At 65.6% G+C, this 16,215-nt stretch carries 19 protein-coding genes; 11 read left to right on the top strand and 8 right to left on the bottom strand.

Annotation, left to right across the window (positions count from 1 at the left end; translation table 11 throughout):
• Positions 1-3 precede the first annotated feature (3 nt).
• The 10 genes from ACRECS_RS11370 (at position 4) to ACRECS_RS11325 (ending at position 7,119) form a co-directional block, all read left to right on the top strand.
• Positions 4-954, top strand: a complete 951-nt coding sequence (locus ACRECS_RS11370) for a flagellar motor switch protein FliM (protein ID WP_431583070.1) — start codon at positions 4-6, stop codon at positions 952-954.
• Positions 951-1,241: a flagellar motor switch protein FliN gene (gene fliN / locus ACRECS_RS11365; RefSeq protein WP_431583069.1), complete on the top strand. Its 291-nt coding sequence runs from the start codon at positions 951-953 to the stop codon at positions 1,239-1,241. Before ACRECS_RS11370 ends, fliN begins: the two co-directional genes overlap by 4 nt.
• A 6-nt stretch (positions 1,242-1,247) precedes the next feature.
• On the top strand, positions 1,248-1,505 hold the full coding sequence (locus ACRECS_RS11360; protein ID WP_431583068.1) for a flagellar biosynthetic protein FliO: 258 nt from the start codon (positions 1,248-1,250) through the stop codon (positions 1,503-1,505).
• Complete coding sequence (gene fliP, locus ACRECS_RS11355; RefSeq protein WP_431583067.1) at positions 1,502-2,371, top strand: flagellar type III secretion system pore protein FliP; 870 nt, start codon at positions 1,502-1,504, stop codon at positions 2,369-2,371. Before ACRECS_RS11360 ends, fliP begins: the two co-directional genes overlap by 4 nt.
• A gap of 7 nt (positions 2,372-2,378) precedes the next feature.
• Complete coding sequence (gene fliQ, locus ACRECS_RS11350; protein ID WP_034157874.1) at positions 2,379-2,648, top strand: flagellar biosynthesis protein FliQ; 270 nt, start codon at positions 2,379-2,381, stop codon at positions 2,646-2,648.
• Complete coding sequence (fliR, locus tag ACRECS_RS11345) at positions 2,645-3,424, top strand: flagellar biosynthetic protein FliR (RefSeq protein WP_431583066.1); 780 nt, start codon at positions 2,645-2,647, stop codon at positions 3,422-3,424. Before fliQ ends, fliR begins: the two co-directional genes overlap by 4 nt.
• Positions 3,424-4,563: a flagellar type III secretion system protein FlhB gene (flhB, locus tag ACRECS_RS11340; RefSeq protein ID WP_431583065.1), complete on the top strand. Its 1,140-nt coding sequence runs from the start codon at positions 3,424-3,426 to the stop codon at positions 4,561-4,563. The genes fliR and flhB overlap by 1 nt, the downstream gene beginning before the upstream one ends.
• 47 nt (positions 4,564-4,610) lie before the next feature.
• Positions 4,611-6,044, top strand: coding sequence for a flagellar filament capping protein FliD (gene fliD, locus ACRECS_RS11335; RefSeq protein ID WP_431583064.1), 1,434 nt, complete (start codon positions 4,611-4,613; stop codon positions 6,042-6,044).
• Complete coding sequence (fliS, locus tag ACRECS_RS11330) at positions 6,044-6,439, top strand: flagellar export chaperone FliS (protein WP_431583063.1); 396 nt, start codon at positions 6,044-6,046, stop codon at positions 6,437-6,439. The genes fliD and fliS overlap by 1 nt, the downstream gene beginning before the upstream one ends.
• A gap of 89 nt (positions 6,440-6,528) precedes the next feature.
• Positions 6,529-7,119 (top strand): response regulator, encoded by a 591-nt coding sequence (locus ACRECS_RS11325; RefSeq protein ID WP_431583062.1) that lies wholly within the window; start codon positions 6,529-6,531, stop codon positions 7,117-7,119.
• Between the two features lie 399 nt (positions 7,120-7,518).
• On the opposite strand, the gene ACRECS_RS11320 is transcribed toward ACRECS_RS11325, so the two are convergent.
• Genes ACRECS_RS11320 through argH form a run of 4 tightly spaced genes read right to left on the bottom strand, consistent with a single transcriptional unit; the run spans position 7,519 to position 11,171 of the window.
• A complete protein-coding gene (locus ACRECS_RS11320) occupies positions 7,519-8,289 on the bottom strand; it encodes a precorrin-2 dehydrogenase/sirohydrochlorin ferrochelatase family protein (protein WP_431583061.1) in 771 nt (256 codons plus the stop codon).
• Positions 8,286-9,554, bottom strand: coding sequence for a diaminopimelate decarboxylase (lysA, locus tag ACRECS_RS11315; RefSeq protein ID WP_431583060.1), 1,269 nt, complete (start codon positions 9,552-9,554; stop codon positions 8,286-8,288). The genes ACRECS_RS11320 and lysA overlap by 4 nt, the downstream gene beginning before the upstream one ends.
• 13 nt (positions 9,555-9,567) lie before the next feature.
• Entirely contained in the window at positions 9,568-9,804 is a 237-nt protein-coding gene (locus ACRECS_RS11310; RefSeq protein ID WP_431583059.1) for a hypothetical protein, read from the bottom strand.
• Positions 9,801-11,171: an argininosuccinate lyase gene (gene argH / locus ACRECS_RS11305; RefSeq protein ID WP_431583118.1), complete on the bottom strand. Its 1,371-nt coding sequence runs from the start codon at positions 11,169-11,171 to the stop codon at positions 9,801-9,803. Before argH ends, ACRECS_RS11310 begins: the two co-directional genes overlap by 4 nt.
• A 16-nt stretch (positions 11,172-11,187) precedes the next feature.
• Here argH and ACRECS_RS11300 point away from each other — a divergent pair, with 16 nt between their 5' ends.
• Complete coding sequence (locus ACRECS_RS11300; protein ID WP_431583058.1) at positions 11,188-11,814, top strand: TlpA family protein disulfide reductase; 627 nt, start codon at positions 11,188-11,190, stop codon at positions 11,812-11,814.
• Between the two features lie 42 nt (positions 11,815-11,856).
• Here ACRECS_RS11300 and ACRECS_RS11295 read toward each other — a convergent pair whose 3' ends face one another.
• From ACRECS_RS11295 to ACRECS_RS11280, 4 genes are read right to left on the bottom strand one after another with little or no spacing between them, the layout of a single operon-like run.
• Entirely contained in the window at positions 11,857-12,951 is a 1,095-nt protein-coding gene (locus tag ACRECS_RS11295; protein WP_431583057.1) for an RDD family protein, read from the bottom strand.
• On the bottom strand, positions 12,944-13,957 hold the full coding sequence (locus ACRECS_RS11290) for a stage II sporulation protein M (protein ID WP_431583056.1): 1,014 nt from the start codon (positions 13,955-13,957) through the stop codon (positions 12,944-12,946). Before ACRECS_RS11290 ends, ACRECS_RS11295 begins: the two co-directional genes overlap by 8 nt.
• Positions 13,954-15,267 (bottom strand): DUF58 domain-containing protein, encoded by a 1,314-nt coding sequence (locus ACRECS_RS11285; RefSeq protein WP_431583055.1) that lies wholly within the window; start codon positions 15,265-15,267, stop codon positions 13,954-13,956. The genes ACRECS_RS11290 and ACRECS_RS11285 overlap by 4 nt, the downstream gene beginning before the upstream one ends.
• Entirely contained in the window at positions 15,264-16,214 is a 951-nt protein-coding gene (locus ACRECS_RS11280; RefSeq protein ID WP_431583117.1) for an AAA family ATPase, read from the bottom strand. Before ACRECS_RS11280 ends, ACRECS_RS11285 begins: the two co-directional genes overlap by 4 nt.
• Position 16,215: the final 1 nt, after the last annotated feature.

Here is a 16,215-nt window from a genome sequence, read left to right as displayed (position 1 = left end):
TCGATGGTTAACGACGCTTCACCAAACACGACGGATCGGCGGGAACGACCCCGGCAGCAGGCGGATCACGCCACGCTCGGGGTCGCAAACATCAATCCGTTCGGCGACCTGCACACGCTGCAGCATCTGTCCGCGCGTCTTGCGCGGTCGCTGCGCGGCGTGTTCGAGCCGCTGCTGCGTCGTGAAGTGCGTGTCTTTGCCGAACCTTTGGTGGTGCAGCGCTTCGCCGATTACCGCACCGAACGCCCCGACGGGCTGACCGCCTGGTTGCCGCTCGCTATGGTGCCCGCTGGCGCGCCCGCCACCGGCAACATGCTCGCGGTGTTCGACGGGCGCTTCGTGATGGAATTGCTCGACCTGTTCTTCGGCGGCACCGGTGCGGTGCATGAGATGCCCGCCGAGTTCACGCCCGCCGCCGAGGCGATGATCGGGCGGCTCGGCACGATGCTCGCAGCCCCGCTGCGGAGTGCCTGGGAGCCACTCACACGGATCGAGTTCGTGCCCGCGCATGTCGAGGCGAACCCGGCGCTGATCCAGGGACTGGACGGCGAGGATCCGGTTGTCGTGACCCGGTTCGGCATCGGATCGGGCAATGCCAAACCGGTATTCCTCGACCTGGTCTATCCGGTCACGGCGCTGAAGCCGCATACCCCGTCATTGACCGGCAAGGTCCACGCCAAGACCGCCGCCCCCGATCCGGCCTGGCGTACCAGCCTGACGCGCGCGGTGATGGGCGTGAAATTCCCGGTCCGCTCGGTCCTGGCCGAGCCGATCGTCTCGCTCAATCTGCTGATGGATCTGAAGCCCGGCGACGTCATCCCGATCAGCTTCGGCGCCGAAGTGCCGGTGATGGTCGGCGGCGACCGGCTCGGCTTCGGCACCGTCGGCACGTCGAACGGCAAGGCCGCAATCAAGCTCAATTCGATCACCCGTGAACTCGAGGATTTCCAATGAACGACATGACCGGTGGACATCCGGTCGACGCCTCGCTCGCTGCCAATTTCCGGCTGCTGCAGGATGTCGACGTCAAGCTGACCGTGGAGATCGGCTCGACTCAGCTGACCTTGCGCGAGCTGCTTGCGCTTGGCGAATCGAGCGTCATCGAGCTCGACCGCCAAGCCAATGAGCTGCTCGACGTGCTGGTCAACGGCACGCTGATCGGTCGCGGCGAAGTGGTCACGGTCGGCGACCGTTTCGGCGTGCGCATGACCGAGCTGGTCTCGCCTGAGAAGCGGGCCTGACCGGTCATGATGTGGTCCTATATCCTGAAGCTGGTCGTGCTGCTGCCGCTAGTCTGCGGCCTGATGATCGGCTGCCTCTATCTGTGGCGCAAGCTTGAGTCGCGCCTGCCGGGCCAGCCCGCCAACCGCATGCTCAAGGTGCAGGAGACGATGATGATCTCCCCCGGCCTGCGCATGGCGGTGCTTGAGTTCGAGGGGCGCAAGCTGCTCGTCTCGGTCGGCCGCGGCGGCGTCAACCTGATCGACAAGATCGAACCAAAATGAGTGGCCCCGTGATCCGCCGCATCCGCCAGGATGGCCCGACGCTGTTCCGTGGCGAACAGCCGAAGCGCGTGAGCCTGAGCGGCAAGATCCTGCTCGTCCTGCTCGGCATCGTCTTCGCCCTGCTCATCGCGCACCCGGCACTGGCGCAGGCCGTGCCGGCGGTGACGCCGCCCGCCGCGCCGGGAACCGGCGATGCGATCGACCGCGCGCTTGGCGATCTCGGCGGCGGCGACGCGCCGATGGCGCTCAGCCTGCAAGTCCTCATCATCATGGGGCTGTTGTCGATCCTGCCCGGCATCCTGCTGATGATGACCAGCTTTACGCGGATCATCATCGTGCTGGCGATCCTGCGCCAGGCGCTCGGCCTGCAGCAGACGCCGCCCAACCAGGTGCTGATCGGCCTGTCGCTGTTCCTCAGCTTCTTCATCATGGCGCCGGTGATCAACACCATGAACACCACCGCGATCCAGCCCTATGCCGAAGGCAAGATCGGCGCGACCGAGATGATCAAGACCGCCGGCGTCCCGCTGCACGACTTCATGGTCAAGCAGACCCGGGTCAAGGACATCACCATGTTCTCCGGCATCGCCAAGACCGGCCCCTATGCCAAACCAGCCGACATTCCCTTTTCGGTCCTGCTGCCGTCTTTCGTGACCAGCGAGCTGAAGACCGCGTTCCAGATCGGCTTCCTGATCTTCCTGCCGTTCATCGTCATCGACCTGGTCGTGGCGACCGTCCTGATGTCGCTCGGCATGATGATGCTCTCGCCGACGATCATCTCCTTACCCTTCAAACTGCTGCTGTTCGTGCTCGTCGATGGATGGGCGCTGACGATGGGATCGCTCGCCAACAGTTTCGTGAGTTAGCGGGGCTGTGGACGCGCAATATTTCCTCACCGTCGCGAACGAGACGATGTGGGTGCTGGCGCTTGCCGCCGCACCGATCCTGATTCCGGCTTTGCTCGCCGGCCTGATCCTCGGCATGATCCAGGCGGCGACGTCGATCAACGAACAGACCTTGTCGTTCGTGCCCAAGCTGATCGTCGTCGCGATCTCGATCCTGGTGTTCGGCAGCCTGATCCTCGGGCTGCTGAGCGATTTCACGATCAGCATCTTCGAGCGGATTCCCGACCTCGTGCGATGAGCGTCTTGGGTTTCGGCCTCTCGATCGAGCCGCAGCTCTGGGCTCTGGTCTTCGTCATGGTGCGGATCGGCGCGGCGTTCATCGCCGCGCCGGTGTTCGGCGCCGTGTCGGTGCCGGTGATGGTGCGCGTGACATTGTCGGCGGCGATTGGCTTCCTCGTGCTTGGCACGCACCAGGTGGCGCCGCCCGCCCAGGTCTTTTCCGCCGCAACGATCCTCGCCATCGCCGCCGAGGCTTTGGTCGGCCTGGCAATGGGCTTTGTGCTGCAGATTGCCTTTGCCGCGCCAATGCTGGCGAGCGAAGCGATCGGCATTTCGATGGGCATCGGCTTCGCCAATGCAATCGACCCGCAGAACGGCCGGTCGAGCCCCGCGCTCGGCCAGTTCTTCTCGATCATGCTCACCTTGCTGTTCCTGTCGGTCAACGGGCACCTCGTGCTGGTCGAGATGATCGTCAAAAGCTATGACGTGATGCCGGTCGGCGCGGCATGGATGGGCGCCGAACAGTTGAAGGGCATCGCCTTTTTCGGCGGCTATACTTTCCTTGCCGGGTTGCTGCTCGCGCTGCCGGTCGGCTTTCTGCTGCTGTGCCTCAACCTGGTGGTCGGCATGCTGTCGCGCTCCGCACCCGCGCTCAACCTGTTCGCGGTCGGCCTGCCCGCCAGCCTCGCGGTCGGCGTGATTGCGCTGGCCATGGCCTTCCCGGCAATGGGCGATTACATGCTCGTCATCATCCGCGAAGCGCTTGCCGCGACGCAGAACCTGGTGCTCGGCTGATGGCTGAGGAATTCGGCGACAAGACAGAAGCACCAACCGCCAAGCGCAAACGCGACGCGGCCGAACAGGGCGATATCCTCCGCTCGCGCGAATTCGCGACCGCGCTGGTGGTGATGGCCGGCTGCGCCTGGCTCGCTTTGTTCGGCCCCTCGCTGGTCACCGCGTGCAAGGCCGTGATGACATCCAGCTTTCAGTTCGGCCGCGGCGATGTCGACGATTTCGAGCCGTTCCGCCCGATCATGGCATCAGGCTGGAAGCTTGCGCCGTCGCTGATCTCGCTGTTCGTCATCACGCTGGGCGCCGCGATCCTCAGCCAGCTCGGGCTCGGCTCGCTCAGCTTCAACGGCAAGCTGCTCGCGCCCAAGGCAGGGCGGATCAATCCGGCATCGGGCCTGAAGCGCATTTTCGGCCCGCAGGGTTGGATCGAGCTCGGCAAGTCGCTGCTCAAGATTCTCCTGCTCGGCTCGATCGGCAGCTATATGCTGTGGTCATCGTCGAAGATGATGATCGGGCTGGTCTCGTCCGATATCGAGGCGGCGACCAGCACGCTCGGCGGCACATTGATGGGCATATTGTTCGCCATGGCGGCCGGGTTGCTGATCATCGCCGGGATCGATGTGCCGATCCAGCTGATCCGCCTGCTCAACAAATTGCGCATGACCAAGCAGGCAGTGAAGGACGAACATAAGGAAAGCGAAGGATCGCCCGAAGCCAAAGGCGCGATCCGCCAGCGCCAGCGCGAGATGATGCGGCGCGGCACGCGCAAGGCCGTGGCCGAGGCGCATGTCGTACTGACCAACCCGACCCATTTCGCGGTCGCGCTGCGTTACGACCGCGAGAACGACCAGGTGCCGGTGGTGGTCGCCAAGGGACGTGGTGCGATGGCGATGGCGATCCGCGAGATCGCCGCTGAGAACAAGGTGCCGGTACTCGAATATCCAGCGATCGCGCGTGCCGTCTATTACACCAGCCGCGAAGGGCAGGAGGTGCGCGACGATCTGTATCTGGCGATCGCGACGATCCTGGCCTTTGTGTTCGGCGTCAATGTTGCCGCGGGCGGCAGCGCGCCGCCGGTCGCCCCTCCTGTCGCGGTGCCGCCGACCGCGCGATTCGACGAAAACGGGGTCAAGCAGAGCTAAAGAATCGCCGGCATCGGTCGTTGATACAGAAGAGCGGAGGGAACATCATGGCCACCACATCGATCACGTCCGCACTCGGTGCCGGTTCGGGCATCGACGTCAAGGAACTGGTAGCGTCGCTGGTCGATGCGCAATTCGCCAACAAGACCAAGCAGCTGACCGCCAAATCCGACGCGCTGACCAAGCAGATTTCCGGCGTCTCGACGCTGAAGAGCGGCATTTCCGGTTTTGCCGGCGCGCTTGCCGCGCTGAGCAAGGGCGGCACGCTGGCGACTGCGCCGACCAGTTCGAACAGCAGCATCCTGAAGGTCAGCGGCCTGTCCGGCGCGAAGCTCGCCGGCCTGTCGGCCTCTGTCGAGGTGCGCCAGCTCGCAGCACCGCAGGTCGCGACCAGCCCCGCCATTGCCGATCCGGTCGCATCGGTCGGCCTGGGCAGCTTCACCCTGACCTTCGGCAAGGCGACCGTCACTGACGGTGCGATGACTGGCTTCACCGCCGGCGCCGGCACGCCGATCACGATTCCGATCACTGCCGGCAATTCGGGGCTGAGCGGCATTGCGCGGTCGATCAACGCCGCCAATGCCGGCGTCACCGCGACCGTGCTGACTGACGCCAATGGCTCGCGGCTGAGCATCAAGAGCGCGACCGGTGAGGCCAAAGCCTTCACCCTGACCGCGAACGAGGACCCGGCGGCGCCCGGCCTGTCCTCGCTCAACATCGGCCCCGGCGCGACCGGCACGACGATCGGCTCGGTCGCCAAGGACGCGATCGTCGCGGTCGACGGCGTCGCGTTGCAGCGGCCGACCAACAGCATCACTGACCTGATCCCAGGCGTGAAGCTCGATCTGATGAGCGCCGCTGTCGGCACCAATGTGACGCTCGGCACCACCGCGCCGACCGCCGCACTGTCCCAGGCGGTCAATGATTTCGTCGAGACGTTCAACCAGCTCGGTGCCGCCATCAAGGAACAGACCGACCCGGTCACCGGCCTGCTGAAAAGCGATTCCGCCACCGCGACACTGGCGCGGTCGATGCGCCAGCTGACCCTCACCCCATTGCTGACCGACGCGCCCAATGGCGTACCGGTGACGCTGGCCGAGATCGGCGTGCAGACCAATCGCGACGGCACATTGTCGGTCAATACGGCGCGGCTGACCGAGGCGCTGACCAAATGGCCCGACGCGGTCGAGGCGATGTTCGCCGATGGCAGCGGCGCATCGGGAAAAGGCCTGCCGGCGGCGCTGACCGCCATCTCAAACACCGCGGTCGACACTAAGGTCGGCCTTGGTGCGAGCGCGACGCGCTACACCAAGGCGCAGGCCGACCTGGCCGATGACCAGAGCGATCTGGCCGATGCCGAAGATGTGATGACCAAAAGGCTGACCCAGCAATATGGCGCGATGGACGCGCGCGTCGCAGCGTATAAATCCACACTCACCTTCCTGCAGCAACAGGTCGATGCCTGGAACAGTAGCGATTGATGTACGCGACCGTACTGGGTCGTGACCCGGAATCCACCTATCGCCAGATCGACATTGCAGGACGCACGGCGGAAGCCGACGGGCCGGCGCTGGTGCAATTGCTCTATGAGGAACTGATCCGCGCGCTTGGTGCGGCCGCCTGGGCGGCGGAGAACCGCCAGTTCCGCATCAAGAGCGAAAAAGTGACGCGCGCCACCGCGATCCTGTTCGCGCTCGAAGCGGGGCTCGATTTCGAGGCTGGCGGCACCGTCGCGACCGCGCTTGCGCAGCTGTATGGCAGCGCGCGTCGCACCGTGGTCGATGCCAGTATCGGCCATGATCCGGCGCCATTCCGCGAGATCGCCGCCAGCCTGACCGAGATCGCCCAGGCCTGGCGCGAGGCGCGCGCCGCCTGATCGTTTTGCTGAGATCGTTTCGGTTCGTTAACCAAAAAATGACCGGCCCGGACTAGCGTCGCCCCATCATTCAGTGGGACCAACTGATCATGGAGCTTTTCGAACATCGGGACGTGCCATTACGGCCCGGGCCGGTACGCACGATCCTCGCAGTCGATGACAGCCGCACCAATCTCGGCGTAATTGGCCGGCGGCTTGCCCATCTCGGCTTTCTGACTGCGCTTAGCGACAATGGCGCCGAGGCGCTCGACCTGATCGCTGCGCGAGGATTCGACCTGGTGCTGCTCGATATGATCATGCCGCGCATGTCGGGCGTCGCGGTGCTGCATGAGATCCGCAGCAACCCGGAAACCCGCGACCTGCCGGTGATCATGCTGACGGGGCGCAGCGACCCGGCCGCTGCGGTCGAGGCACTGGCCGCCGGCGCCGACGACCATGTCGCCAAGCCCTTCGCGTTCGAAGTCCTTGCCGCGCGGATCGAGCGCACGCTTGCCCGGGCACGGCGAATCAACGAGCTCAAGCGTTCGAATGCGGCGCTTGACGCGCGCATCGCCGCGCGGGCGATGGAACTAGGCGAGATGCGGTCCGAATTGGCCGAAACGCGCGCCGACCGGATGCGGCTGATCGCCTCGATCCAGGCGCTCAACGACCAAGTCGAACGGTTGAACCTGAACGGCTAGGGGGCGAGCCGCTTAGCCCGCCGATGCCCCCGGGTTTCGTCCTGTTATCTCCTGTTTTCGGCCATTATTTTTTGCTCCTATTATAGAAAACAGGACGGCACAGGAGCCATAACAGGGGCCGTTTTGATCGAAACAGGAGCCGATGCCCAACGCTTCGTGGCCATGAGAAAGAGCGGAGATAAAAGCGCCTGACGGCGTCTCGTCCAGCCATCGCATTGCCACATCCCGCGGCTTGGTTGAATCGCCGCCTGCACAAGGCGCTCAGGACTGACGCTGACGGACGAGAGGCTTCGCCAATGTCATCCCCGCGAATGCAGGGATGACGGCAGGGATTCGGGTGAATGTTACCGACTTCCGGAGCGGACAGGTGGGTAGTGAACCCGCCCGGCATAAGGCGCACTAACCGAGCGTCAGGTCGACCGACAGCCCGTCACCGGGATCGTCCGGTGGCGCGGCGCATTCGATCCGAGCCGCGTCCGCCCGTGCCCGATCGAGGATCGCCGCCGGCACATCGGCACGGTGAAAGATGCGATCGGCGAGCGCCAGCGTGCGCGCCTGGCGTAAGGTGAGATCATCAACATCGGCCGATGTCAGCACGATTTCGACCAGTTTGGGCCGGCTCGGATCCGACCCGGCCGCGATCCAGGCCGCGACATCACCCTTGTCCGCCCGCAACGGATCGAGCGCAGCACCCTCGGCCAGGGCATTGCCCAATGCCCGGCGGCGATCGCCCTGATCGGGATAAGCGCGCCGGATCGCCTCGCGGCCAGCAAACAGCGCTGTCGCCACCGCACCGAGACTGGCCGGAAGCAGCGCCTCCAGCCGCTGGCGCAGCGCTGCTGCCAGCCCAGCCGACGCACCGCCGGTGCCGATCGCGACCAGCACCGGATCGCGGTCGATGATTGCCGGCAAGGTGAAATCGCACCAGTCGGGCCGGTCGACCGCATTGACTAGAATGCCGCGCACGCGCAGCCGCTCGACCGCCGCGCGGGCACCCTCCTCATCGGCGATCGCGACGATCGCCAGTACCGCCGCGCTCTCCTCATCGCCGATCACGGCACCCGCGCGCTCGAGCAAGCGCCGCTTGGCCTCCGCCGCCTCGCCGTCGCCCAGCAGGATCACTGGCCGGCCCGCCAGCCGCACGAACAGCGGCAGGCTGTGCCAGCTCATCCCTTCAGCCAGTCGGGCAGGCGCTCCGCTGCCAGGATCGTCTCGGGCTGGATGCGGTCGGCGACCACCGCGAACCGGTCGCCATCGACCAGTACCTCGGGCACCAGCGCCCGGCTGTTATAGGTGCTCGCCATCGTCGCGCCATAGGCACCGGCGCCGCGGAACACGGCTAGGTCGCCCGAATGGACCGCGTCGATCTCGCGCCCCATCGCGAAGGTATCGCCGCTTTCGCACACTGGTCCCGCGATATTGGCGGTCATGCGCTCGCCGTTCGGCCGCACCGCCACGAAATCATGCCAGGCGTCGTACAGCGCGGGACGGGCCAGATCGTTCATCGCCGCATCGACGATGACATAGGGATTGATAACCCCTGGCTTGACCCAGATCACCTTGGTCAGCAGCACGCCGGCATTGGCGGCGATCAGCCGGCCGGGTTCGAACATCAGCTCGACGTCCCAATCCTTCGTCACGCGCGCGACCATTGCGCCATAGTCGGCCGCACTCGGCGGTACGTCGCCTGCCTTGTAGATCACGCCGAGCCCGCCGCCGAGATCGACGCGAGTGATGAAATGGCCGAATTTGCGCAACTCCGCGATCAGCTTACCGATCCGCGTATAGGCGGCCTCGAGCGGCGCAAGGTCGAGCAGCTGACTGCCGATATGAATCGCGATGCCGTGGAGTGCGAGCCCGTCGAGTTCGGCAAGCCGGCCATACATCTCAACCGCCTGATCGATCGGCACGCCGAACTTGTTCTCCTTGCGCCCAGTCGAGATTTTCGCGTGCGTGCCGGCATCGACGTCCGGATTGACGCGTAGCGTCGCCGGCGCGCGGACACCGCGCGCATGAGCGAGCGCCGCAAGCACTTCGCCTTCTTCCTCCAGCTCAAGATTGAACTGGCCGATCCCGGCATCAAGCGCGGCGTTCAACTCCTCGCGAGTCTTGCCGACGCCCGAGAACACGATGTCTTTGGCCGGGACGCCCCCGGCCAGCGCGCGCACCATCTCACCGCCGGAGACGACGTCGGCGCCATAGCCTTCATTGGCGAGCACGCGCAGCACCGCCAGGTTGGGATTGGCCTTGATCGCATAAGCGAGATGGATGCGGGTCACGCCCGCCCCGGTCAGTCCCTCGCGAAAGGCGCGCGCATGGCGCTGAAACGCGGCGGTCGAATAGACGTAGACCGGCGTGCCGACAGTGTCGGCGATGGTCGAGAGCGACACGCCCTCGGCATGGAGCGCGCCGTCAACCGGCGTAAAATTATCCATCAGTGGCGTGCCATTAATTTGAGGGAGGGAGATTGAACTCGTCGCTGCGCCGCTGATCCGAGCTTTTAAGCAATTCATCGCTGCGTTCGGGGCGGGACTGGTTGCCCGGTTTGAGCAGCTCCTTGGCCGTCGGGGGCGATTTCGCGCCATAGGGCGCAACCGGCAGCGTCTTGCCCGGTGCGGGTTGCAGGCCGCGGGACGCACCGCAGCCGGCCAGCAGCAGCGCAAGCAATGAAATCGCAAACCTCATCGTCCGTCTCCCTCTCGCGCCGCCGCGATCGCCGCACGCACCCGGGCGGGCGCGGTGCCGCCAAAGCTGGTCCGGCTGGCGACCGATGCGTCGATGCTCAGCACATCATAGACCCGTGCGTCGATCCGCGCATCGATTGCTTGCAGGTCAGCGATCGGCAACTTGTCGAGCGCGATACCCAGCTCTTCCGCGCGCTTCACCGCGCTGCCGGTGATATGATGCGCCTCGCGGAATGGAATGCCCCCCTCGCGCACCAGCCAGTCGGCCAGGTCGGTCGCGGTCGAGAAGCCGGCTTCGGCCGCTTGGCGCATGCGGTCAGTGCGGAAGGTCGCGCTTTCGACCATGCCGGTCATCGCCGCGATCGACAGGCCAAGCAGGTCATGCGCCTCGAACACCGGCGGCTTGTCGTCCTGCATATCCTTTGAATAAGCGAGCGGCAGGCCCTTCATGGTGATCATCAGCGCGGTCAGGCAACCGATGATCCGCCCCGAATGGCCGCGCACCAGTTCCGCCGCATCGGGATTGCGCTTCTGCGGCATGATCGACGAGCCGGTCGACCATTGATCGCTGAGCGACACGAAGCCGAACGGCTGCGATGCCCACAGGATGAACTCCTCGGCCAGCCGCGACAGATGCAGCGCGCACTGCGCGGCGGCGGTGAGATACTCGATCGCGAAATCGCGGTCGCTGACCCCGTCGAGCGAATTGCGCGTCGGGCCGTCGAAACCGAGTGCCGCCGCGGTCGCGTCGCGATCGATCGGGAAGCCGGTCCCGGCCAGCGCGGCCGAGCCGAGCGGGCTGCGGTTGAGCCGGGCGCGCGCATCGGCGAAACGGCCGCGGTCGCGCGCGATCATTTCGTGATAGGCCATCAGATGATGGCCGAGCGTCACGGGCTGCGCGCTCTGCAAATGCGTGAAACCGGGCATGACGCTGCCGGCATGTTCCTCGGCGCGAGTCAGCAAAGCGTGCTGGAAGCCGGCCAGCGCCGTCCCGACCTGGTCGATCGAATCGCGCACCCAGAGCCGAAAATCGGTCGCCACCTGGTCATTGCGCGAGCGTGCAGTGTGCAACCGGCCGGCGACCGGCCCGATCAGCGCAGCAAGCTTGGCTTCGGTCTGCATATGAATGTCTTCGAGCGCCAGATCCTCGGCCACGCCGTTCGCGTCGTAATCCGCCGCGACCTGGTCGAGGCCGGCCGAAATCGTCGCCGCGTCCTCGGCCGAGACGATGCCCTGCTTGCCCAGCATGGCGACATGCGCCCTGGACCCGGCGACATCTTGACGCCACAGCCGCTTGTCGAACGGGATCGACGCATTTATCTCGCGCATCACCGCCGCGGGGCCCTCGGCAAAACGCCCGCCCCACATTGCATTGGAACCTGTCATGTCGCTGCGCTCGACGATCATCTGTCTCCTGGGAGCCGGCCTGTTGGTCGGCGGTTGCGATAGGCAAGACTCGGGCGCGGAGCAAGCGAACGCCGCAACCGCAACGAATGGGACGGCAAATGCGGCGAACGTTGCGGTCGCGGCGACCCCAGCGCCAGGTGCGCCCAAAGAGGGCGAAAAGGTACTCGTCGATACGATCGGCACGCTCGATCGCAGTCACAAGGGCGAGAAAGCGCCGGGCGTGCCGTTCCAGGCACCAGGCGGCGCCACGACCTCGATCGCCGATTTCGCGGGCAAGCCGGTGCTGCTCAACCTGTGGGCGACCTGGTGCGGCCCCTGCGTTACCGAGATGCCGACGCTCGACGCGGTCGCCGGGCGCATGACGGTGGTCGCGGTAAGCCAGGATCTCGAGGGCGCAGCCAAGGTCACGCCGTTCTTCGCCCGGACCGGGGTGAAAAACCTCAAACCCTATCTCGACCCCAATGTCGCGCTCAGCACTGCCTATCAGGTGAGCCTGCCGACCAGCATATTATATGATTCGTCGGGCAAGGAAGTGTGGCGGATGACCGGCGGGATGGACTGGACGTCCGAGACCGCGAAGCAATTGCTGGCCGAAGCGGCTTAGAGTGATCCAGCTGCCCTGAAGCACCGCACCGGCCCGATCGCCTTAGCGACCGGCCAGCTCACCGCGCTGAAGATGGGCGCGGAGTGCCGCATAATAATCCGACAGGAAGCCAGCATCATCACCGTCACCGGGCAAGCCGGTCTTGAGTTGGATCGTTTCGGCGACGCTGGCCACCTGCTCCGGGCTGCCGCGGCGCAGCACGCCTTCGAGTGTTTCCAACTGATGGGCACCATAGATGTTGAGCGACGCCGCGCTGAACACGCGGCGCGCCCGACTGCCGGTGCTGGTGAGGATATCCGTCTTGCTGTCGCGCCGGCGGCCGACCATCAGGCCGCGTTCGAGATGCGCGCAGAGTGCCGCATAATAATCCGATAGAAAGGCGTAATCGTCGCCGTCGCGGGGCAGGCCGGCCTTGCGCCGGATGGTTTCGGCAACGGTGGCCACCGCATCTTCGCGGTCACGACGCAGCACGTCCTCAAGCGTCTGCAGTTCATAGACGCCGTAGAGATTGAGTGCCGCCGCGCTGAACGTCCGGCGCGGCTGAGTGCTTCCGTGCGCAACGAGATCATGGCCGAGCTTCTGCCGCGCCACGCGCACCACCCAAGTGCCGGCAAGCATGTCGCCGATCCGGAGCCGGTCGCGATTCATCAGCGGGAAGAACAGGAAGATGCCGCTCCACAGCAGCGCGAAGATCACCAGAAAAGCATCGGCCGCCCCCTCCGCGGTCTGATAGCCGAGGAAAGACAAAGGCAGGAACACCTCGATCTCGCGCATCGCGTTGCGCGCGATCACGGCACCGCCGGTCAGCTGCGCACCATCACGCGCCACCACACGCAATCCCATCACGCGCTTGCCCGGCGTGGCGCCGCGCCCGCCCATCTCGAACATGACGAACCAGCCGAAACGCAGCACGAAGAAGCCGATCAGCCACAGGATGGCGAGGATTTCCGTTGCGCCCGAGCGCAATAGAAACAGGATCCCGATCGTCATCACGATCAGCGTGCCGACCACCATCAACGCGTCGAGCAGAAAGGCGCCCGCACGCGTCCCCGCGCTGCCGAGTTCGAGCTTCAGATCGACGCCCTCGGGCGTGATGAAACGCCGGCGCAGGGGATCGGTCATTTTCAGCTTAGTCATCGGCGCTCTCGCGGCGCGGCAGATAGAAATAGGCCGTCCAGCCGACCAGCATCGCCAGCCCGATGCCGTAGCGCGTCAGATCGTTATTGATGGTCTGGCGTCCGATCCCCTCGAGCAGCCCGGCAACCATCAGCATGATCACCGCACCGCCCATCACCAGAGCACCGGTGCGCCCGGCATCGATTGCTGAATCAGCGCGTGACCGGCGCCCGGGAAAGGCGATCGCGGTCCCGATCCTGAAGCCCGCCGCACCGGCCAGGATGATCGCGAAAAACTCCGTCGTGCCGTGAATGATCAGCCAGCCGCCCAGTGCATAGCCCAGCCCCTTGGCGGCATAGAGCGCGATAAAGGCGCCGAGCATCAGCCCGTTATAGAGGATCAGCAGCACGGTCGGGACGGCAAAGGCGAAGCCGAGCGCGAAGGAGAAGACCGCGATCTGCGCATTGTGCGTGAACAGGAAGGTCGCGAACACCGCCAGCGCGTCCTTCTGCTCGGCATAGAGCACTGCCTTCAGCGTCTCAGCCGAGGCCGATGGATCACGCCCGCCGGCGAGGCTGTTTGGAATGATGCCGTAGAACCAGGTCGGATCGTTCTTGACCAGCAGATAGCCGACCACCGTGCCCGCGAGAGTGAGCAGCAGGCTGACCAATGTCTCACGCCACAGCGATTGCACCGCGCGCGGCCAGCCGCGTGCGAAGAACTGGCCGAGTTGCCGCCAGGCCGAGGTTGGCACACCGTAGAGCTGGAAATAGGCGCGGGTGCACAATTGTTCGAGATAGACAATCAGCGAATTGTCGAGCGAGGTTTCGCGCGCCACCGACAGCGACGAGAGCGTCGCGCGGTACAGCAACGGCAAGGCGAGCAGCTCGTCGTCGCTGAGCCGGCCCAGCGAGCGTTTCTCGATGCGAGTGACCAGCGTATCGAGCTGTTCCCATTCGCCTTCATGGGCGGCGCGAAAACGGCTCGCATTGACCAGTATGGGCTGGGCGTCGATGACCGCGCTCATAGCAAGTTGCGCCGCTTGAGATCGATATAGCCGCTCACCAGCCGGTCTCCCACACGGTCATATTCGCTTTCGATGACGTGCACGCCGAGATGCCGCAAGCGAGTCAGCACGAGCAGCCGGTCGCGCAGCAGCGCCGCCGCCGTGACCGCGCGGGTCACGTCGGCCGGGGTCTGCGGCCGTGCCCCGGTGAGCGCTTCCAGTTCCTCGTCGCGCAGCACCACGACCATCAGCAAATGCTTCTCGACCAGGCGCGCCGCGGCGCGGACCATGAATTCGGCCGAGGTCAGGTCGGTGAATTCGGTGAACAGCACGACCATCGAGCGCCGCGTCAGGCGCTGCGCGAGCGTGATCAACGCGAAGGTGTAATTGGTCTCGTCGTCGGAATAGTCGATTCCCGCGGCGAGCCGCTGCAGTTCGCTGAACCCGGCCGCCCCCGAGATCAGGCCGCTGGCGATGCGGGGGCGCGAATCGAAGGCATGCAGTGCAACACGGTCGCCGAGCTTCAGCGCCACCCAGGATGTGAGCAGCATTGCCGCGACCGCGCGATCGACCCGCGGCAGCCCCGCGACCGGCTCCGACATCTGCCGCCCGGCATCGACAGCGAAGACGATCTGATTGTTGCGTTCAGTGCGGAACTCCTTGGCATGAAGCTTCTGATGCCGCGCCGATTGTTTCCAGTCGATCGCGCGGTGATCCATGCCGGAGTGGAATTCGACCAGGGATTCAAACTCCGCACCGTCGCCGCGATCGATCTGCGCGATCAGGCCCTGCAGCGCATGGCGCTGGAAAATCTGCGCACCGCGTTCGCGCACCGGGCGCACATCGGGCAGGATGCGCATCGTGGCGCTCTGCGCGATGCGGCGTTGCTTCCAGACCAGCCCGAGACCGCCCTTCCAGCGCAGCCACAGCGTATCGAGTCGCGCGGTGCCGCGTCGGATCGTGGTGAGCGGGATCCGCGCCGAGCCGGTCGCCCCCGCGGTGTTGATGAGCAGCCGGTCGTCCTCCACCGGCACTAGCAGCGGATCATTGCCGATCGCCACTTCGACGCGAGCGGGCGCCCGCCCTGTAAACATCACGCGGATCGTCGCATCGATCGTCGCCCCGACACTGGCCGATTTCGGCAGATCGAGCGTCGCATTGCCCTGTACCGGCCGGAGTCCCGAAAGCGCATCGAGTGCGGCGAGCAGCAGCACCGCGCCGGGCCAGACCAGGCCGGCATACCAGCTGCCCGGGAGAAACACGGCGACAAGCAACGCGAACGGCGCACCGGCCGCTGCGAGCAGGATCGCCGAGCGCGTCGGATAGATCAACGCGGCGCCTCGATCGCGTCGATGATGCCGGCCACCACATCCTCGATCGCGCGCCCGTCAATCTCGGCGGCGGGCGACAGGATCAGGCGGTGGCGCAGCAGCGGCGGTGCGAGACTCTTGACGTCGTCGGGGATCACGAAATCGCGCCCGTCGAGCGCCGCACGGGCGCGCGCCGCGCCCGCTAGCATCGCGCCGGCGCGCGGCGAGGCGCCGCTTTCCAGGTCAGCCACGTCGCGCGTGGCGCGGATCAGCGCCGCGATATAGTCGATCACTTCATCGACCAGCTTCACGCCGGCAACCGCCTGGATCGCCGCCTGGATCGCCTTCGCATCGCCTTTGGCCTCGACGCCCCAATTCTCCGGCGACATCGCCGACGGGCGGGCGCCGTGTGTGGCGATGATGCGGCGTTCCTCCCCGGCGCTGGGATAATCGACCGTCTGCTTGAACAGGAAGCGGTCGAGCTGCGCTTCGGGCAGCGGATAGACGCCCTGCTGTTCGATCGGATTCTGCGTCGCGACGACCATGAAATGATCGCCGAGCGAAAGGCTCTCGCCGTCGATCGTCACGGTGCGTTCCTGCATCGCCTCAAGCAGCGCCGCCTGGGTCTTGGGCGGCGTGCGGTTGATCTCGTCAGCGAGCAGCAGATCGGTGAAGATCGGGCCGCGCGTCAGCGTGAAGGTCGAGGTCTGGAAGTTGAACAGGTTCGCGCCGATGATATCGCCCGGCATCAGGTCGGGGGTGAACTGGATCCGGCCGAAATTCAGCCCGACCGCACGCGCGAAGCTGTGCGCAAGCAGGGTTTTGGCGGTGCCCGGCGGTCCCTCCAGCAGGACATGCCCGCCGGCGAACAGCGCGACCAGCATCAGTTCGACCGTCGCCTCCTGCCCGATAACGGCCTTGCCGACTTCAGCGCGAATCTGTGCGGCCAATGCCTGCACGTCTTCCATC

It is taken from the genome of Sphingomonas sp. (genome assembly GCF_050725575.1).
Taxonomy (GTDB): domain Bacteria; phylum Pseudomonadota; class Alphaproteobacteria; order Sphingomonadales; family Sphingomonadaceae; genus Sphingomonas.
This window is presented reverse-complemented; position numbering and strand designations above follow the sequence as displayed.

Excerpts from the sequence above, each read along its gene's own strand:
- ACRECS_RS11370 (WP_431583070.1), top strand. The coding sequence starts at position 4 with ATGGTTAACGACGCTTCACCAAACACGACGGATCGGCGGGAACGACCC.
- fliN (WP_431583069.1), top strand. The coding sequence starts at position 951 with ATGAACGACATGACCGGTGGACATCCGGTCGACGCCTCGCTCGCTGCC.
- ACRECS_RS11360 (WP_431583068.1), top strand. The coding sequence starts at position 1,248 with ATGATGTGGTCCTATATCCTGAAGCTGGTCGTGCTGCTGCCGCTAGTC.
- fliP (WP_431583067.1), top strand. The coding sequence starts at position 1,502 with ATGAGTGGCCCCGTGATCCGCCGCATCCGCCAGGATGGCCCGACGCTG.
- fliR (WP_431583066.1), top strand. The coding sequence starts at position 2,645 with ATGAGCGTCTTGGGTTTCGGCCTCTCGATCGAGCCGCAGCTCTGGGCT.
- flhB (WP_431583065.1), top strand. The coding sequence starts at position 3,424 with ATGGCTGAGGAATTCGGCGACAAGACAGAAGCACCAACCGCCAAGCGC.
- fliD (WP_431583064.1), top strand. The coding sequence starts at position 4,611 with ATGGCCACCACATCGATCACGTCCGCACTCGGTGCCGGTTCGGGCATC.
- fliS (WP_431583063.1), top strand. The coding sequence starts at position 6,044 with ATGTACGCGACCGTACTGGGTCGTGACCCGGAATCCACCTATCGCCAG.
- ACRECS_RS11325 (WP_431583062.1), top strand. The coding sequence starts at position 6,529 with ATGGAGCTTTTCGAACATCGGGACGTGCCATTACGGCCCGGGCCGGTA.
- ACRECS_RS11320 (WP_431583061.1), bottom strand. The coding sequence starts at position 8,289 with ATGAGCTGGCACAGCCTGCCGCTGTTCGTGCGGCTGGCGGGCCGGCCA.
- lysA (WP_431583060.1), bottom strand. The coding sequence starts at position 9,554 with ATGGATAATTTTACGCCGGTTGACGGCGCGCTCCATGCCGAGGGCGTG.
- ACRECS_RS11310 (WP_431583059.1), bottom strand. The coding sequence starts at position 9,804 with ATGAGGTTTGCGATTTCATTGCTTGCGCTGCTGCTGGCCGGCTGCGGT.
- argH (WP_431583118.1), bottom strand. The coding sequence starts at position 11,171 with ATGTGGGGCGGGCGTTTTGCCGAGGGCCCCGCGGCGGTGATGCGCGAG.
- ACRECS_RS11300 (WP_431583058.1), top strand. The coding sequence starts at position 11,188 with ATGTCGCTGCGCTCGACGATCATCTGTCTCCTGGGAGCCGGCCTGTTG.
- ACRECS_RS11295 (WP_431583057.1), bottom strand. The coding sequence starts at position 12,951 with ATGACTAAGCTGAAAATGACCGATCCCCTGCGCCGGCGTTTCATCACG.
- ACRECS_RS11290 (WP_431583056.1), bottom strand. The coding sequence starts at position 13,957 with ATGAGCGCGGTCATCGACGCCCAGCCCATACTGGTCAATGCGAGCCGT.
- ACRECS_RS11280 (WP_431583117.1), bottom strand. The coding sequence starts at position 16,214 with ATGGAAGACGTGCAGGCATTGGCCGCACAGATTCGCGCTGAAGTCGGC.